The following is a 15218-nucleotide window of genomic DNA, read 5'->3' on the forward strand; positions in this document are numbered from 1 at the left end:
ACCTCAGGAGTTGAGGCCGCGACCCGCGACGGCCCAGGTCGTCGGTCCGGTGGCGTCGACCACGTGCAGCCGGTCGGCGAGGTTCACCGCGTTGCAGACGTGGTTGGGGACGAGGTCGACCACGCTGCCCAGCGGCGGCAGGGTGGCACCGGCGAGATCGACGACGGCGTGGTGCTCGGAGAGCAGCACCACCCGGGCATCGGGGTGCGTGAGCATCCGGCCGAACCCGCTGGCGTACGGCGCGCGGTCGGCGCCGAGGGCCTTGCTCCCGGCGTCGACGACCAGCCGCCCGCCCGCGTGGCTGACCACGGTGGTGCGGCAGGTGAGCGCGATGTCGGCGGGGGCCATCGCGCCCAGCTCCCACTGCTGGGCGTCGCCGAACACGTAGACCCCCGGGCGCAGCTCGGTGAGCAGGTCGGTCTCGGCGTGCGCCAGGCTGGGCGTGGAGCCGCCGCTGAGCACCCGTGGCTCGACGCCGGCGGCGCGCAGCGACCGCGCGGCACCGCGCAGGGCCGTAGCCTCGTCGCGCGCCGAGGTGCGCGACGCCCCGGGGGCGTAGCTGTGCCCCGGGAAGGTGAACACCCCGTCGACCTGAAGTCCGGCGCGCCGTGCCGTCTGGGCGACCTCGCCGGCCAGGTCGGGAGACGTGCCGCTGCGCCGGTGCCCGCTGTCCACCTCGACCAGCACCCGCAGCGGGGTGCCGCCCAGGTGACGCCCGAGGTTCGCGGCACCCGGCACCGAGTCGACGGCCACGCTGACCCGGGCGTCGTCGAGGAGGTCGCGCAGACGTCGAGCGGCTCGTTCGTCGACCCAGAGCGGGAAGGCGATGAGCACGTCGTCGAACCCGTGGGCGACGAAGAGCTCGGCCTCGCCGAGCGTGGCCACCGTGATGCCCCGAGCCCCGGCCGCGACCTGCAGGCGCGCGATCTCCAGGCACTTGTGGGTCTTCACGTGCGGGCGCAGCGCGACGCCCGCGGCGGCCGCGCGCTGCGCCGTACGCCCGAGGTTGGCGTGCAGCCGGGGCAGGTCGACCGCCAGGTAGGGGGTGGCCGGGCTCACTGCTCCTCGTGGGTCTCGGGATCGCCGCCGAAGAGCCGGCCGTCGGGGCGCCCGAGGCCGGTGATCGCCGCGACCTCCTCGTCGGTCAGGGAGAAGCCGAAGACGTCGAGGTTCTCGCGTTGGCGCTGCGGGGTCGCCGACTTCGGGATCGGGGTCGCGCCGAGCTCGACGTGCCAGCGCAGGATGACCTGGGCCGGGGTGACGCCGTACTTGGTGGCCGGGCCGGTCACCTCGGGCTCGGCCAGCGGGGCCTCGCGCTTGCCCAGCGGGCTCCACGACTCGGTGTGGATGCCCAGCCGCTGGTGCTCGTGGCGCATCTGCGGCTGGGGGAACCGGGGGTGCAGCTCGATCTGGTTGACCACCGGCACCACTCCGGTGTCGTCGATGATGCGCTCGAGGTGGACGCCGCTGAAGTTGGAGACGCCGATGGAGCGGACCAGACCCTCCTCGCGCAGCGCGATCAACGCGCGCCAGGCCTCGGGGAAGAGCCCGACACTGGGGTTGGGCCAGTGGATGAGCTGCAGGTCGATGTAGTCCAGGCCGAGCGCCGAGACGGACTCGCGCACGCTGGCGATCGCGTCGGCGTAGGCGTGGTGGCGCCCGGGAAGCTTGCTGGTGACCTGGATCTGCTCGCGCGGCACACCGCTGCGGCGGATGCCCTCGCCGACCTCGCGCTCGTTGCCGTAGTTCACGGCCGTGTCGATCAGCCGGTAGCCGAGGTCGATCGCGCTGCTGACCGCGGTGACCGCCTCGTCGCCCTTGAGCGGATACGTGCCGAACCCGATGGCCGGCAGAGTGGTGCCGTCGTTCAGAGAGTAGGAAGGGATCTCGATGTCGGTCGCCATGCGGACAACCTAGCCAGGCGAGGATGATGGACGGGTGCCCGCTTCCCCTATTGCCTCTCCCGAGCTCCGCGCCGACTGCAGCCGATGCGTGGGCCTGTGCTGCGTGGTGCTGCCCTTCGCGCGCTCGGCCGACTTCGCCTTCGACAAGGCCGCGGGGGAGGCGTGTCGCCACCTCGGCGACGATCATGGGTGCACCATCCACGATCAGCTGCGGCCCCGCGGCTTCGCCGGGTGCACGGTCTTCGACTGCTTCGGAGCCGGGCAGCGGGTGGTCAACGAGACCTGCGCAGGGGCACCTCGTGAGCAGATGGCCGCTCCGTTCGCGGTGCTGCGCCAGCTGCACGAGGTGCTGTGGCACGTGGAGCAGGGTCTGGACGCCGCCCGCGAGGACGGGCTGCGTGCCGAGCTCGGCGCGGTCCGCGACGCCGTACGACGCGACGCGGCGCTGGGCGCCGACGACCTGGTCCGCGTCGATCCCGGCCGGCACCGGGCGCAGGTCGGCATGCTCCTGGACCGCGCGGCCGGTCAGCTCCGCGGCCGGGTCACCTCGTCGGTGCGCTGGCGCGGTGCCGAGCGGATCGGTGCGGACCTGCGAGGCGTGGACCTGCGTGGGGCGGACCTGCGGGGGACCCGGCTGATCGCGGCGGACCTGCGCGGGGTCGACCTGACGCTGGCCGACCTGCTCGGCGCGGACCTGCGCGACGCCGACCTGCGCGGGGCCAGGCTGGCCCGAGCCCTCTTCCTGTCGCCCAGCCAGGTCAGCGCGGCCCGTGGGGACGCCCGGACCACGCTGCCCGAGGGCTGGGACAGGCCGGGGCACTGGTGAGCGTCAGAGACGGTCACCGGCGGACCGATGGGCGCGAGCACGTTCTCGCACGCTGGAGCTGGGTACCGTCGCGGCCATGAGCGAAGAGAAGTGGGAAGCGATCCAGGTAGTGGTCGACCGGGTGACGTCCTGGCAGGACGGCGCCGAGGAGGGTGTCGTGGAGGACGAGCTCCGCAAGGGGTTCGGCGAGGTCGGGGTGAGCGTCGACGACGCCGACGTGAAGAAGCTGGCCGCCGCCATCGAGGACAGGCACGGCGCGGTCTCCGCGCAGTCCGTCCTCACCTGAGCGGGGCCGTACGCCGCAACTTCCTCGCGCCGGGGCCCCTCAGCCACTAGGTTGACGGCCCACTGGCTCGAGGGGGAACCGATGACGGCGTACGCGACTTCCAGCGACTCGTTCCTGTCCTACAGCGACGCGCCGGGCGTGGTCACGGCGCCGGCCGCGCAGCCCGACGAGCGACTGCGGCTCTCCGACCTGGCCAAGCTGGCCAAACGGACCCGCCATCGGATCGTGCGGACGGCGCGAGCCGGAGACCAGGCGTCCTTCGGGCGTCTGCTGGCCGCGCACCTCGCCCAGGAGCCGGCGACGCTGGACGTGGTGACCGAGGCGTGGCCCGGCTACGAGCACGTCAACGTGCAGGCCGGGCTGGACGCCTGGCTGGCGGGGACCGGGCGCGAGCACCAGCTGGTCGGTGTGCTCAACCACCGTCACCGGGACTTCGACCTGTCCGAGCTGATGAGCTCCACGGGGCTGCACGGGCCGATGCCGGGGACGGTCTCCCGGATGAATCTGCCCGCCGGCCCGCAGGGCGAGGTGCGGGCCTGCTTGGTGTGCGCGGTCCTCCTGGTCACCGAGGGTGAGGAGCGCGCGGCGATGCTGCTGCGCGCCGGAGACCCCGACATGGGGCGAGGCTCGACCACGCTGGAGGTGGTCGCCTCCTCCGCGGGCTACGCCGCCCGTCTCGCCGCGGAGGTCCGCGACCTGGCGCTGGAGCACAACGTCTACCGCGGCCAGGTGGTCTCGTTCGGCCAGGACATGTTCGGCGAGCGACGGGCGGCGCTGTCGTTCCACAGCCGGGCCTCGATGACCGCCGACGACCTGATCCTGCCGGTCGAGGTGAGCTCGGCGATCACCCGGCAGGTGGTGGGGGTCGCCCGGCAGCGGGACCGGCTGCTCGCGGCGGGTCAGCACCTCAAGCGCGGCCTGCTGCTCTACGGGCCGCCCGGGGTGGGCAAGACCCACACGGTGCGCTACCTGACCAGCCAGCTCAAGGACACCACCATCGTCCAGCTCTCCGGCAGCAGCCTGCACCTGATCGGGGCGGCCTGCTCGGTGGCGCGCTCGCTCCAGCCGGCGATGATCGTGATCGAGGACGTCGACCTGATCGCCGAGGAGCGCGGGATGCATCCGGGGCAGCACCCGCTGCTCTTCGAGTTGCTCAACGAGATGGACGGGCTGGCCGAGGACGCCGACGTGGTGTTCCTGCTGACCACCAACCGGGTCGACGTACTCGAGCCCGCGCTGGCCCAGCGGCCCGGACGCGTGGACCAGGCGGTGGCGCTGGACCACCCCGACGCCGACGCACGCGGACGGCTCTTCGCCCTCTACCGCGGCGCGCTGGACGTCGACGAGAGCCGGCTGGCCGGTGTGCTGGAGCGCACCACCGGCGTCACCGCGTCGTTCCTCAAGGAGCTCCTGCGGCGCGCGGCGGTGCTCGCGGCGGAGGAAGCTTCGGCGCAGGAGACGGACGACGAGGGGGACCCCGGCCGGCCGTTGCGGGTCACTGCCGACCAGCTCGACGCGGCCCTGGACGAGTTGATGGACACCCGCAATGCGATGACCCGGGCCCTCCTGGGCGGCCACAACTCCGAGCAGCTCGCCACCCCGTGACCCAGCCGCCCCGCAGCCCCGCCGCCGCAGGGCGACCGACGGGTAACTGGAGATTCCCCGTCACCTGGTGCGTGCGATCCGCCAGTTACCTGCGGGTAGCCGGGCCTCGCCGCCCGTCGGCGTGGCGCTGAGGGCGCCGCGGCCGGTCAGTCCTCGTCGTCGTCGTCGTCGTCGAGGAGGCCCGCGCTCTCGGCCTGGGCCACCAGCCGGCGGACGTTCGAGAGCGACCCGCAGTCGGCGTCGATCAGCCGGTTGCGCTCGGCGCAGAACTTCAGCCCGAGGTCCGCGCGGACGCGGGCGGAGACCTCGTCGCGGGCGGGGTTGAGGATCGTCAGCTCCTCCTCGGCGAGGTGGTGGCTCACCGCCGCGGTGAGCTCCTCCACGGCGTCGTCGAACGCCTGGGTGTCGGTGCCCTTCAGCTCGAGCACGGCGAGCAGCGCCTCGTTCCCCTCGGCGTGCTCCTCCTCGCCGTGCTCGGCCTCGTCGTCGGAGATGGCGTTCTTGCGCTCGAGGGCGGGGTAGACGAACCGCTCCTCGGCCAGGGCGTGTGCCACGTGCAGGGCGGAGAACGCCCGGCGTACGGCGTCACGGTCGGCGCTGCTGTCGCGCAGCTGGCGCAGCATGGTCTCGAAGCGGCGGTGGTCGTCGAGGATGACGTCGATGACGTCACCCTGCGTGGGTCGACCGAGGTCGATGCTGGTGGTCATGGGCTGAGCGTAGCCATGTCTGGCGGACCCGCTGACCGCGCTCCCCACTTTGCCTCGATCGGTGGGCCGGACCGCTCGGGTCGCGCCCCGATGATGCACAGTGGCGGCGTGTCCCTGCCCGCAGACGTGCCGTCGTGGTCCGTGCTCGCCCCGGCCGTCGTGGCGGCGCTTCTGGTCCTGATCCCGAGCGTGTGGTGCCGGACCCGGCACGTGGTGACGATCGCGCACGAGGGCGCCCACGGCGTCGCCGCGCTGCTCAGTGGGCGCCGGCTCGCCGGGATCCGGCTGCACTCCGACACCTCGGGCCTCACGCTGTCCAGCGGGCGCCCCACCGGGCCCGGGATGATCGCCACGGCGGCCGCGGGGTACCCGGGGCCGGCGCTGATCGGGCTGGGCGCCGCGTTCCTGGTGAGCCAGGGCAGACCGCTGGTGGCGCTGTGGACGGCGGTGGTGCTGCTGGGTCTGCTGCTGGTGCAGATCCGCAACTTCCACGGCCTCTACCTCGTCGCGCTGGCAGGGGGCGGTGTCTTCGCGGTGACCTGGTGGGGGAGCGGCCCGCTGCAGGCCTTCGTCGCCGAGGCCGGCGCGTGGTTCCTGCTGCTGGCCGCCCCGCGCGCCGTCGTCGAGCTGCAGCACGTCCGCCGTCGGGGGAGAGGACGTGACTCCGACGCCGACGTGCTGGCGCGGCTGACACGGATCCCCGGCGTGCTCTGGGTCGGGCTCTTCCTGGCCGTGACGCTCGCGGGGCTGGTGGTCGGGGGAGCGTGGCTGCTGAAGGCCTGGTGACCGCGCTCAGCCGACCCGGTCCAGGAAGGTGAACACCCGGTCGAACAGCAGCGCCGCCGCCTGCTCGTCGTACGACGGGAGGCCGGGGTCGCTGAACAGGTGCTGGTCCCCGGGGTAGAGGTGCAGCGTGACCGCCGGGTCCAGGGCCGTCAGGGCGCGGGCCGCCTGGATGTCGCCGGAATCCACGAATTCGGGGTCGGCGTCCATGGCGTGGATCTCGCCCGGCAGGCCCACCGGCCACGTGCCGAACTCGGTGATCGGAAGGCACGCCTCGAAGAGCAGGGCCCCACGCGCGCCTGGGCGGGTCTGGGCCAGCTGCTGCGCGGAGAGGACACCCAACGAGAAGCCGGCGTACACCAGTGAGGCGGGCAGGTCCTCGGCCGCGGCGCGTGCGCGCTCGGAGATCGTGGAGAAACCCATCTCCCGGGCGTGGCGGACGCCGGCATCGAGGTCGTCGAAGACCTGCCCGTCGAAGAGGTCGGGCGCGTGCACGCGGTGACCGGCGGACCGGAGCCGGTCGGCGACGTCGTGCAGGCCGGGGGTCAGGCCGAGAGCATGGTGGAAGAGCAGTACCTCGGACATCGGCTGGCCTCTCGTCTCTCGATGCCCCCGGCGGGCACCCACCCGAGCATCGTGACCCACACCACCGACACTGCCAACCGTCCACGCTCCGACAACGATTTCTGGCAGCCTCACAACCTATCGAGGGTGGAGCGTGTCCTCACCCATCGTGACCATCAAAGGGATGTGGGACATGAGCAGCGTGGGGGACGTTGCGTTCGAGGACTTCATGCGGGCGCGGTGGGCTGCCCTGTACCGCACGGCCTACCTGCTGACGGGCGAGCGGCACGGCGCCGAGGATCTTCTCCAGGATGCGCTGGCCCGCACCTGCGTGCGCTGGGACGCCATCCGGGACAAGGGGGCGGCGGACGCCTACGTCCGCCAGGCGATGGTGCGGCAGATGACGAGCCACTGGCGGCGGCGCGGGCGGGAACTGCCCACCGAGAACCTTCCGGATCCGGGACACGGCGGAGGTCTCGACGTCCGCGCCGAGTACCTGGACCTGTGGGCGGAGATCCGCCGCCTGCCGCCGCGGATGCGCGCCACCCTGGTGCTGCGCTACGTCGAGGACCTCACCGAGGAGGCGACGGCCCGCGAGCTGGGCTGCTCGGTCGGGACCGTCAAGAGCCAGACGCACCACGCCCTGAGACGGCTGCGCACCGCCCTCCCCGATCTCCCTCCCATCCTTCAGGAGCTGTCATGAGCCGCACCGACGTACGCCAGTCCCTCATCGACGTGGCCGAGGCCGTGGACGTGCCCACGCCGGACTGGGCCGCGTTCCAGGTGCGACTGCGCGAGGAGCGCCGGCGCCGCGCCCGTTCACGGATCGGTGCCGGGCTGGCGGCCGCGGCCGCGGTCGCGGCGGTGATGGGTGGCGCAGCGTCCCTGCTGCCCTCCACCGGCAGCAACCCTGCCCCCGGGCCCGCCAGCGGCGCCGATCCGGTGGTCGCGCCCCCGAGCTCGGTGGTGGGCTTCATCGTCGAGGACGAGCTGGTGGTGGGGACGGCGAACGGCTACCAGGAGACCGGTATCCCGGCGCGGGTCGTGCTGGGGATGTCGGCGGGCGAGCTGGTCGTGGCGGACGGTACCGGAGCGCTCGTCGGCGTTCCTGTCACCGCAGCCGGCCGGGCCGGCACCGCTCGCCGGCTGGTTCGGCAGGTGGTGGACCACGCCTGGCTGGACGCGTCGACCGGGAGCGTGGTGGCACAGGTCGCCTCGGGCACCGTGCTGATCCGTGAGGCTGGGGGTGGCGGCTGGAGTCCGCTCCCCGACCCGGTCGCCGACCTCTACGTCAGCGACGGAGCACGCCGGGTCGAGTCGGATCCGGACGGGCTGACGCTCTTCCACGACGGAGGATCGCGTGCACTGGCCACTCAGGGAGGCATCCTGGGAGCGGACCTCTCCGGAGGCGTGCTGGCGCTCAGCTCCTTCAAGGAGGTGCGCTTCTTCGACGCCTCGACCGGTCGGCGGCTGAGCAGGGTGCCGGGGGAGGGGACCGGCGAGCTGTCGCCGGACGGCGGCACCTGGGTGGGCACCCTCGACGGGGCTCCCGTGCACGTCGACCCCCGGACCGGGGTCGCCCAGGATCTGGACGCGCTGCCGACCGGAGCCGGCGACGTCGGCTGGCTCGATGGCGACTCGCTGGTCAGCGTGGTGCGCGAGGGCGACGCGGCCTCCCTGTGGGAGTGCAGCATCTCCGAGGGCTCCTGCCGGGAGCTGTACCGAGACGGCACCGGGACCCTCAAGTTGCACTCCTGACCCGGCCCGAAGGTTCGGGCAGCGCGTCAGCCGCGCCGGCCCCAGCCCCAGTAGAGCGGCCCGGACGTCCGCGTCACCTGCACCGCCCAGCCCAGCGCGGCGAGCCGCCGTTCGAGGTCTGCCGCCTCGTGGGGGACCTTCACGATCCGGTGGGTGCGCCCGTCGTTCAGCCGGCGGCGGACGGTCGTCGAGGTCTCGCCCTCCACCAGCTCGTCGGGGGAGCGGTGGGCGTCGTCGACGAAGAAGACCCGGCCCCGCGGTTTGAGGCAGTCCGCGACCAGCGCCCAGAAGGACTCGAACCGCTCCAGAGGCACGTGGGAGAGCCAGAAGCCGAAGAAGACCACGTCGTAGCGGCGGTCGGGCTCGAAGCCGAAGAGGTCGGCGCGCGCGAAGCGCACCCGGGGGCTGTCGAGACGATGCGAGGCGATCGCGAGCATCTCCGGCGAGGCATCCACCGCGGTCACCTCGGCGGCGTGGCGCAGCAGCTGTCCGGTCCAGCGTCCCTGTCCGCAGGCCAGCTCCAGGACGGACCCCGCCGGCCGGAACGCGTCCAGTGCCGCGACGGCTGACCCGCCGCCGGCGATGGCGACGTCGTGGTCCTCGTACTCGCCGGCTATCGCCCGGTAATGCGCGACCTGCTCGGCGAGGAGCCCGGCCAGCCCGGACGCCGCATCAGGGCTCAGTGAGGCGGGAGGCTCGTCGGGCGGCATGCGGCTGCTCGCGGATCGAGCTCGGTGTAGTCGGCCATTGGGTACCTTCCCCCGTGATGCGGTGATGACTACCCCCCGTTCAGGGTGTCAAAACCGCGTTCCCGAGCCCGACGTGCCGGGACCTCAGAGCCAGCTGAGTATTGCGGGCCACGAGATCGGCGATTAGCGTCATCGAGGGGGAAATCAGCCGGAAGGCCTCGCCATGGCTACTCGGGAAGAGCGCCAGCCCCCTGCCCAGCGGGCGGCGAAGAGCTCCTACATCAGTTGGACGTCGATGGCGATCCTCATCGCCACGGCCGTGGCCAGCGTCCGCGGGCTGCCGGCCATGGCCGCCTACGACTGGGCGTCGATCTTCCTCTACGTCCTGCCGGCGCTGCTGTTCATGGTGCCGGTGGCGCTCGTGGCCGCCGAGCTGGCCAGCGGGTGGAAGGGCGGGGTCTTCGTCTGGGTCAAGGAGGCCTACGGCGACCAGATCGGCTTCTTCGCGATCTGGCAGCAGTGGATGCAGAACGTCGCCTGGTACCCCGCTCAGCTGGCCTTCTTCGCCTCCGCCCTGGCCTACGTCTTCGACCCGGGGCTGGCCAACTCGGGGCTCTTCACCGGCCTGGTGATCCTGGTCGTGTACTGGTTCTCCACCCTCATCGCGACCTTCGGCGTCGATGCGTTCGCGAAGGTGGGGACCTGGGGGTTCCTGATCGGCACGATCGTGCCGGCCGCAGCGTTGATCGTCTTCGCCGCCATCTACTGGTCGGACGGCGGCACGTCGCACCTGCAGCCGATCGGGGATGCGGAGTGGTTCCCGAAGTTCACCGGCCTGGCGAGCATCGTGCTCATCGTCAGCAACTTCCTGTCCTACGCGGGCATGGAGATGAACGCGGTGCACGTCACCGAGATGCGCAGGCCCAGCATCGAGTTCCCGAAGGCGATCGTGCTGTCCGTCGTACTGATCCTCTTCGTCTTCATCCTGCCGACGCTCGCCATCTCCGTCGGGGTCCCGGGATCCAGCGTCAACCTGACGCAGGGAGTGCTGCAGGCCTTCGACGTCTTCTTCAACCACCTCGGGATGTCCTGGGGGACCACGGTGATGGCCTTGCTTATCGTCATCGGGATCCTCGCCTCGGTGGTCACCTGGATCCCCGGCCCGAGCCGCGGCCTGCTGCTGGTCGGCAAGGAGGGGTACCTCCCGCCGCGCCTGCAGGGCACCAACAGCCGCGGCATGCAGGTCCCGATCATGATGGTCCAGGGACTGATCGTCACCGCGCTGGCCATCCTGTTCGCGGTGCTGCCGTCGGTGCAGTCGGTGTTCTGGATCCTCACCGCGATGGCCGTGCAGCTCTACCTGCTGATGTACATGGTGATGTTCCTGGCGGCCATGCGGCTGCGCCGCACCCATCCCGACGTGCCGCGCGGGTTCCGTACGCCGGCGATGCCCGTGGTCGGCTCGCTCGGGTTCGTGGCGAGCGCGGCCGCCTTCCTTCTCGGCTTCGTCGAGCCGTCGGGCAACGCGGACGCGACGCCGCAGGGCGTCTACATCCTGATTCTCGTGGCGGGCATCGTCCTTCTCGGCGTCTGGCCCTTCGTGCTCTACAGGCTGCGGAAGCCGCAGTGGAAGATCGCGGCCTCCCCGGACCACACCCATTCCGACGCACCGGTTCAGGAGGCGTGAGTCCGATGATCACGACGCGACCACGAGCAGCCCGTCCCGTCACGCACCGAGCAGCGGCTCTTGCCGTCGCCGTGGGTCTCGCACTCTCGGCGTGCACCGCGGCCGGCAGGGGAGAGGATTCCGGCAGCAACCAGGCCGTGCAGCTGGCCGAGGTGCTCAACCAGAACCTCGTCGCGGCCGGCCTGCCCGAGATCGACATGGACACGGCGACCACCCTGTACGGCACCGACGGCGGGGTGAGCTGCGAGAACGTCGACGAGCTCCAGCACCGGCTGGCGCTGTCCCAGTTCGGCAACAACTCGAACAACCTGCGCCGAGTGGTGCTCGACCCGAGCGTCGTGGCCTACGACATGGCCGTGGTCGAGACCTACTGCCCAGACAAGACCAAGGCGCTGCAGGACGTGATCGACAAGCTCGACACCGAGGAGACCGTCCCCACGCCGTAGGCGCGCTCGACCAAGGAAGAAGCCGCACCCAACGAACACCCCGACGCGCGACCATGCGCTGACCTGAGGAGCGAATCTGATGTTGCACAAGAAGCACTCGGTCCGAGACGCCCTCGAGGACGACGTCTTCGCCTCGACCGACCTGTCGGTCGCGATGCCGAAGTACCGGTTCCCGAAGGACGAGCACGTCGCCCGGCACGTCTTCCAGGTGGTGCACGACGAGCTGATGCTCGACGGGAACTCGCGTCAGAACCTGGCGACGTTCTGCCAGACGTGGGTCGAGCCCGAGGTAGACGAGCTGATGACGCTGTCGGTCGACAAGAACATGATCGACAAGGACGAGTACCCGCAGACCGCGGAGCTCGAGGCACGGTGCGTGCACATGCTCGCCGACCTGTGGAACAGCCCGGACTCGGACAACACGATGGGCACCTCGACCACCGGGTCGAGCGAGGCCGCCATGCTCGGGGGGATGGCGCTACTGCGGAAGTGGCGGGACCGTCGTCGCGCCGAGGGCAAGCCGTCCGACAGGCCCAACCTGGTCACCGGTCCGGTGCAGATCTGCTGGCACAAGTTCGCCCGCTACTGGGACGTCGAGCTCCGCGAGATCCCGATGGAGGGTGACCGCCTGCTGATGACGCCCGAGGAGGCGGTCAAGCGGGTCGACGAGAACACGATCGGGGTCGTGCCGACCCTGGGCGTCACGTTCACCTGCCAGTACGAGCCCGTGGCGGACGTGGCGGCAGCCCTCGACAAGCTCCAGGCCGACACGGGCCTCGACATCCCGATTCATGTCGACGGCGCCAGCGGAGGATTCATCGCGCCCTTCGTCGAGCCTGACCTCATCTGGGACTTCCGCTTGCCGCGCGTGAAGTCGATCAACGCGTCGGGACACAAGTTCGGCCTGGCCCCCCTCGGGGTCGGCTGGGTGGTGTGGCGCGACGCCGAGGAACTGCCTGACGAGCTGGTCTTCCACGTGAACTACCTCGGTGGCGACATGGCCGTGTTCGCGCTCAACTTCTCGCGGCCCGGTGGCCAGATCGTCGCGCAGTACTACAACTTCCTCCGGCTGGGGCGGGAGGGATATCGCAAGATCCACGAGGCCGGCTACGCCACGGCGCGCTACCTCGCCGACGAGATCGCCCAGATGGGCCCGTTCGAGATGATCTACGACGGTCGCGGCGGCATCCCCGGGCTGACCTGGAAGCTCAAGGAGGGGATGGAGCACGGGTTCAACCTCTTCGACGTCGCCGATCGGCTGCGCACGCGCGGGTGGCAGGTGCCTGCCTACACGCTGCCTCCCCACCGGGAGGACCTGGCCATCCAGCGCATCCTGGTCCGCCACGACTTCAGCCGCGACCTGGCGTCGCTGCTGCTCGAGGACTATCGCCGCGCGATGAAGATCCTCGACAAGCACGGCCCCAAGGAGTCGCTGTCGGCGGAGGAGGGGACAAGCTTCCACCACTGACGCGGGCATCTCGGACACGAGCGGCAGGCGGGGGAGTGGTCATGTCTGAACGTGATGTCGAGGCTGCTCCGGGCGAGGAAGGCGACTTCGGTGAGTCGCGGTTGCCGATGGCGGCTGCCGTCGGCGTCGCGATGACCCTGACCGTCCTGCTGCCCGACGACCTGCGGATGGGACAGCGCTGGATGCTGCCTACCGTCGCCGGGCTGCTGCTGGTGGCGCTGCTGGCGGGGGACCCGGGCCGGATCTCGCGGCGGTCCGCGGTGCTGCGCGCGATCTCGGTCGCGCTGATCACGGTGCTCACGCTCGGCGCGGTGTGGTCCACGGTCAAGCTCGTCGTCGACCTGGTCACCGCGGGGCCCGAGACCGACTCGGCCCGCGAGCTGCTGCAGTCCGGCGGGAACGTGTGGCTGGGTACCGCCCTGGCCTGTGCCCTGCTCTACTTCGAGCTCGACAGCGGGGGCGCCGCGGCGCGCGCCGAGCGGTTGCCACGCACGCCCGACCTCGCCTTCCCCCAGCAGCTCAGCCCCGAGGTGTGCCCGCCGGGATGGCAACCGCGCTTCGTCGACTACCTCTATCTCGGGCTGACCAATGCCACGGCATTCAGCCCGACCGACGTGATGCCGCTCGTGCCGTGGGCGAAGGCGGTGATGTCGATCCAGGCGGTGGTGTCGCTCGTGATCCTCGGTCTCGTCGTGGCACGTGCGGTGAACGTGCTGTCGTGACCGCGGCGACTCCGAGATCGTCGCACAGCCACGCTCACGGGAGGATGCGGTCCACTAGCTCGTTCACGACGGCGTCCACCGACAGGCCCGTGCTGAGCGGGACGGTGAGGTGGTCGAGCATGAGCCCGTCGATGGCGTAGTGGAGCAGTGCCAGCTCGGTTCGCCCTCCGGGCAGTTGGGCCTGGGTGTTGAACGCGACGTCGTCCTCGAAGGCACGCTGTCGCCATGCGCCGAGGGTGGCGGCGACGGTCGGGCGGCGTGCTGCCTCCAGCCGGAGCTCGAAGAGTGCGAGCGCCACATGCGGATCAGCGACGAGTCGCCGCACCACGTCCCGGAGGTAGTCGGCGAACAGTGCTCGATCTGGCGATCGGTGTGCGAGGGGAGCGACTGCCTCAGGTGCCGGCGTGAGTCGCTCTTCGATGCGATCGACCAGCGCTGAGATGAGCTCGTCGCGGCTGGGGAAGTAGTTGGAGGCGGTGCCGCGCGGGGTGCCGGCCGCCGCGTCGACCGCGCGATGGGTGAGACCGCGCGCACCCTCTTCCGCGAGGACGCGGAGCCCCGCGTCAGCCAGGGCGGAGCGGCGTTCGTTATTGCGGGCCATGAGGAGAAGCGTAGCCAAACCACGACGCCTGTTGTACTTTTAATCACGACACCTGTCGTGATTGGAGAGTCTTGCGCAACCTCGTCTATTACGTCGCCGTCAGCATCGACGGGTACATCGCGGACCCGCTGGGCGGCTTCGACGCCTTCCTGGTCGAAGGTGACCATGCCTCGGTCGTGTTCGAGGAGTACGCCGACGCGCTGCCCGGGCACGTACGCCAGGCGCTCGGCATCTCGTCGCCCAATAGCCGGTTCGACACGGTGATCATGGGGTGGAAAACGCTGGCTCCCGCCCTGAATGCCGGTATCGCGAGCCCATATCCACATCTGCGCCAGTTCGTCGCCAGCCGGCGTACCCGCGAGCACGACCAGACCGTCACCCTCACTGATGATCCACTCGCGACCGTCCGCGCCCTCAAGCGGGAAGGGGGCCTGGATATCTGGCTTTGCGGCGGGGGAGAGCTCGCCGGCGCACTGCTTCCAGAGATCGACCGCCTGGTGCTGAAACGAAATCCGCTGGTCTTCGGGGCGGGCGTCCCGTTGTTCGGCGAGGCGCCTTGGGGCCCGCGGCCATTCCGTCTGGCCAGCACTCGCACGTTCGCGTCGGGCGTAGTGGTCGAGGACTACGTGCGTGCAGGAGCTTGACCGCCGCCTTTGTGATGAGCAGTCCTCGGACTGCTGTGATGATGAGAGCGTGAGTCGTAAAGAACGGCACTCATTGGCGCATCGCGACGCTGGGCGGCACGCCGTTCCGCCAGAAGAGGCAGCGGACGACTTGCCACCTGCTGGAGCCACCCTGCGCTTCATGGGGGAGCACACCGTCACGGTCCCGTTGTGGGGGGACGGGGGTTGGGGTTTGCTCTTTTCGCTGCCCGAGGAGTTGACGCTCAGGTTGGGTGTCAGTCCTCGCTTGGCGACCGAGGTCGCGGAGTGGGCGGACGCTTGGAACCGCGGGGAACGCGGCAAGGACTTCGATGCGTGGGCGATACGACTGGCCCATCGCCTTGAGGAGGAACTGAGATTCCGCTACTCGATCGTCTATCACCGCTGATTCATAGCTGGCACCATCTCGTACCGCGGCAAAAAGTACTATGCCGGCTCATCCCAATCGAGGGTGTAGGAGTCGTGGTCTGAACCCGCCGGTCTCGAGCAGTGCCCTGGCGATGTAGTTGG

General features: G+C 70.7%; 18 protein-coding genes. 12 read left to right on the forward strand and 6 right to left on the reverse strand.

The window, feature by feature from the left end; genetic code table 11:
* Nucleotides 1-3: 3 nt before the first annotated feature.
* On the reverse strand, nucleotides 4-1059 hold the full coding sequence (locus AC6EH9_RS17830) for an alanine racemase (RefSeq protein WP_498425020.1): 1056 nt from the start codon (nucleotides 1057-1059) through the stop codon (nucleotides 4-6).
* Nucleotides 1056-1904 (reverse strand): aldo/keto reductase, encoded by an 849-nt coding sequence (locus AC6EH9_RS17835; protein WP_498425021.1) that lies wholly within the window; start codon nucleotides 1902-1904, stop codon nucleotides 1056-1058. The genes AC6EH9_RS17830 and AC6EH9_RS17835 overlap by 4 nt, the downstream gene beginning before the upstream one ends.
* A gap of 34 nt (nucleotides 1905-1938) precedes the next feature.
* Here AC6EH9_RS17835 and AC6EH9_RS17840 point away from each other — a divergent pair, with 34 nt between their 5' ends.
* The 3 genes from AC6EH9_RS17840 (at nucleotide 1939) to AC6EH9_RS17850 (ending at nucleotide 4621) form a co-directional block, all read left to right on the forward strand.
* The gene (locus tag AC6EH9_RS17840; protein WP_498425022.1) at nucleotides 1939-2730 is read left to right on the forward strand and encodes a pentapeptide repeat-containing protein; all 792 of its coding nucleotides are present in this window, start codon (nucleotides 1939-1941) and stop codon (nucleotides 2728-2730) included.
* A 76-nt stretch (nucleotides 2731-2806) separates the two neighbouring features.
* On the forward strand, nucleotides 2807-3016 hold the full coding sequence (locus AC6EH9_RS17845; protein ID WP_498425023.1) for a hypothetical protein: 210 nt from the start codon (nucleotides 2807-2809) through the stop codon (nucleotides 3014-3016).
* A gap of 81 nt (nucleotides 3017-3097) precedes the next feature.
* Nucleotides 3098-4621: an AAA family ATPase gene (locus AC6EH9_RS17850; protein WP_498425024.1), complete on the forward strand. Its 1524-nt coding sequence runs from the start codon at nucleotides 3098-3100 to the stop codon at nucleotides 4619-4621.
* Nucleotides 4622-4767: 146 nt separating this feature from the next.
* On the opposite strand, the gene AC6EH9_RS17855 is transcribed toward AC6EH9_RS17850, so the two are convergent.
* Entirely contained in the window at nucleotides 4768-5328 is a 561-nt protein-coding gene (locus AC6EH9_RS17855; RefSeq protein WP_498425025.1) for a hemerythrin domain-containing protein, read from the reverse strand.
* A gap of 108 nt (nucleotides 5329-5436) precedes the next feature.
* On the opposite strand from AC6EH9_RS17855, the gene AC6EH9_RS17860 reads away from it, so the two are divergent.
* Nucleotides 5437-6114 carry a M50 family metallopeptidase gene (locus AC6EH9_RS17860; protein ID WP_498425026.1) on the forward strand — a complete coding sequence of 226 codons (678 nt, stop codon included), beginning with the start codon at nucleotides 5437-5439 and terminating at the stop codon, nucleotides 6112-6114.
* A gap of 6 nt (nucleotides 6115-6120) precedes the next feature.
* Here the strand turns inward: AC6EH9_RS17860 and AC6EH9_RS17865 are convergent, their stop codons facing one another.
* Nucleotides 6121-6696: a dienelactone hydrolase family protein gene (locus AC6EH9_RS17865; RefSeq protein ID WP_498425027.1), complete on the reverse strand. Its 576-nt coding sequence runs from the start codon at nucleotides 6694-6696 to the stop codon at nucleotides 6121-6123.
* A 172-nt stretch (nucleotides 6697-6868) separates the two neighbouring features.
* Here AC6EH9_RS17865 and AC6EH9_RS17870 point away from each other — a divergent pair, with 172 nt between their 5' ends.
* Complete coding sequence (locus AC6EH9_RS17870; protein WP_498425028.1) at nucleotides 6869-7378, forward strand: SigE family RNA polymerase sigma factor; 510 nt, start codon at nucleotides 6869-6871, stop codon at nucleotides 7376-7378.
* The gene (locus AC6EH9_RS17875; RefSeq protein ID WP_498425029.1) at nucleotides 7375-8433 is read left to right on the forward strand and encodes a hypothetical protein; all 1059 of its coding nucleotides are present in this window, start codon (nucleotides 7375-7377) and stop codon (nucleotides 8431-8433) included. The genes AC6EH9_RS17870 and AC6EH9_RS17875 overlap by 4 nt, the downstream gene beginning before the upstream one ends.
* 26 nt (nucleotides 8434-8459) lie before the next feature.
* On the opposite strand, the gene AC6EH9_RS17880 is transcribed toward AC6EH9_RS17875, so the two are convergent.
* Nucleotides 8460-9143 (reverse strand): class I SAM-dependent methyltransferase, encoded by a 684-nt coding sequence (locus AC6EH9_RS17880; RefSeq protein ID WP_498425030.1) that lies wholly within the window; start codon nucleotides 9141-9143, stop codon nucleotides 8460-8462.
* A gap of 202 nt (nucleotides 9144-9345) precedes the next feature.
* On the opposite strand from AC6EH9_RS17880, the gene gadC reads away from it, so the two are divergent.
* The 4 genes from gadC (at nucleotide 9346) to AC6EH9_RS17900 (ending at nucleotide 13445) form a co-directional block, all read left to right on the forward strand.
* Nucleotides 9346-10809: a glutamate/gamma-aminobutyrate antiporter GadC gene (gene gadC / locus AC6EH9_RS17885; protein ID WP_498425031.1), complete on the forward strand. Its 1464-nt coding sequence runs from the start codon at nucleotides 9346-9348 to the stop codon at nucleotides 10807-10809.
* 71 nt (nucleotides 10810-10880) lie between these two features.
* A complete protein-coding gene (locus tag AC6EH9_RS17890; protein WP_498425032.1) occupies nucleotides 10881-11255 on the forward strand; it encodes a hypothetical protein in 375 nt (124 codons plus the stop codon).
* Nucleotides 11256-11334: 79 nt separating this feature from the next.
* Nucleotides 11335-12723 (forward strand): glutamate decarboxylase, encoded by a 1389-nt coding sequence (gene gad / locus AC6EH9_RS17895; RefSeq protein WP_498425033.1) that lies wholly within the window; start codon nucleotides 11335-11337, stop codon nucleotides 12721-12723.
* 41 nt (nucleotides 12724-12764) lie between these two features.
* Nucleotides 12765-13445: a hypothetical protein gene (locus AC6EH9_RS17900; protein WP_498425034.1), complete on the forward strand. Its 681-nt coding sequence runs from the start codon at nucleotides 12765-12767 to the stop codon at nucleotides 13443-13445.
* Nucleotides 13446-13479: 34 nt separating this feature from the next.
* Here AC6EH9_RS17900 and AC6EH9_RS17905 read toward each other — a convergent pair whose 3' ends face one another.
* Complete coding sequence (locus AC6EH9_RS17905; protein WP_498425035.1) at nucleotides 13480-14046, reverse strand: TetR/AcrR family transcriptional regulator; 567 nt, start codon at nucleotides 14044-14046, stop codon at nucleotides 13480-13482.
* A 71-nt stretch (nucleotides 14047-14117) separates the two neighbouring features.
* On the opposite strand from AC6EH9_RS17905, the gene AC6EH9_RS17910 reads away from it, so the two are divergent.
* Nucleotides 14118-14690, forward strand: a complete 573-nt coding sequence (locus AC6EH9_RS17910) for a dihydrofolate reductase family protein (protein ID WP_498425036.1) — start codon at nucleotides 14118-14120, stop codon at nucleotides 14688-14690.
* Nucleotides 14677-15096 carry a hypothetical protein gene (locus tag AC6EH9_RS17915; RefSeq protein ID WP_498425037.1) on the forward strand — a complete coding sequence of 140 codons (420 nt, stop codon included), beginning with the start codon at nucleotides 14677-14679 and terminating at the stop codon, nucleotides 15094-15096. Before AC6EH9_RS17910 ends, AC6EH9_RS17915 begins: the two co-directional genes overlap by 14 nt.
* Nucleotides 15097-15218: the final 122 nt, after the last annotated feature.

This window comes from Nocardioides sp. Z21_20 (assembly GCF_059766585.1).

Coding starts and splice junctions, on each gene's coding strand:
- AC6EH9_RS17900 (WP_498425034.1), top strand. CDS start 12,765: ATGTCTGAACGTGATGTCGAGGCTGCTCCGGGCGAGGAAGGCGACTTC.
- AC6EH9_RS17845 (WP_498425023.1), top strand. CDS start 2,807: ATGAGCGAAGAGAAGTGGGAAGCGATCCAGGTAGTGGTCGACCGGGTG.
- AC6EH9_RS17880 (WP_498425030.1), bottom strand. CDS start 9,143: ATGCCGCCCGACGAGCCTCCCGCCTCACTGAGCCCTGATGCGGCGTCC.
- AC6EH9_RS17870 (WP_498425028.1), top strand. CDS start 6,869: ATGAGCAGCGTGGGGGACGTTGCGTTCGAGGACTTCATGCGGGCGCGG.
- AC6EH9_RS17905 (WP_498425035.1), bottom strand. CDS start 14,046: ATGGCCCGCAATAACGAACGCCGCTCCGCCCTGGCTGACGCGGGGCTC.
- AC6EH9_RS17850 (WP_498425024.1), top strand. CDS start 3,098: ATGACGGCGTACGCGACTTCCAGCGACTCGTTCCTGTCCTACAGCGAC.
- gad (WP_498425033.1), top strand. CDS start 11,335: ATGTTGCACAAGAAGCACTCGGTCCGAGACGCCCTCGAGGACGACGTC.
- AC6EH9_RS17835 (WP_498425021.1), bottom strand. CDS start 1,904: ATGGCGACCGACATCGAGATCCCTTCCTACTCTCTGAACGACGGCACC.
- gadC (WP_498425031.1), top strand. CDS start 9,346: ATGGCTACTCGGGAAGAGCGCCAGCCCCCTGCCCAGCGGGCGGCGAAG.
- AC6EH9_RS17865 (WP_498425027.1), bottom strand. CDS start 6,696: ATGTCCGAGGTACTGCTCTTCCACCATGCTCTCGGCCTGACCCCCGGC.
- AC6EH9_RS17875 (WP_498425029.1), top strand. CDS start 7,375: ATGAGCCGCACCGACGTACGCCAGTCCCTCATCGACGTGGCCGAGGCC.
- AC6EH9_RS17855 (WP_498425025.1), bottom strand. CDS start 5,328: ATGACCACCAGCATCGACCTCGGTCGACCCACGCAGGGTGACGTCATC.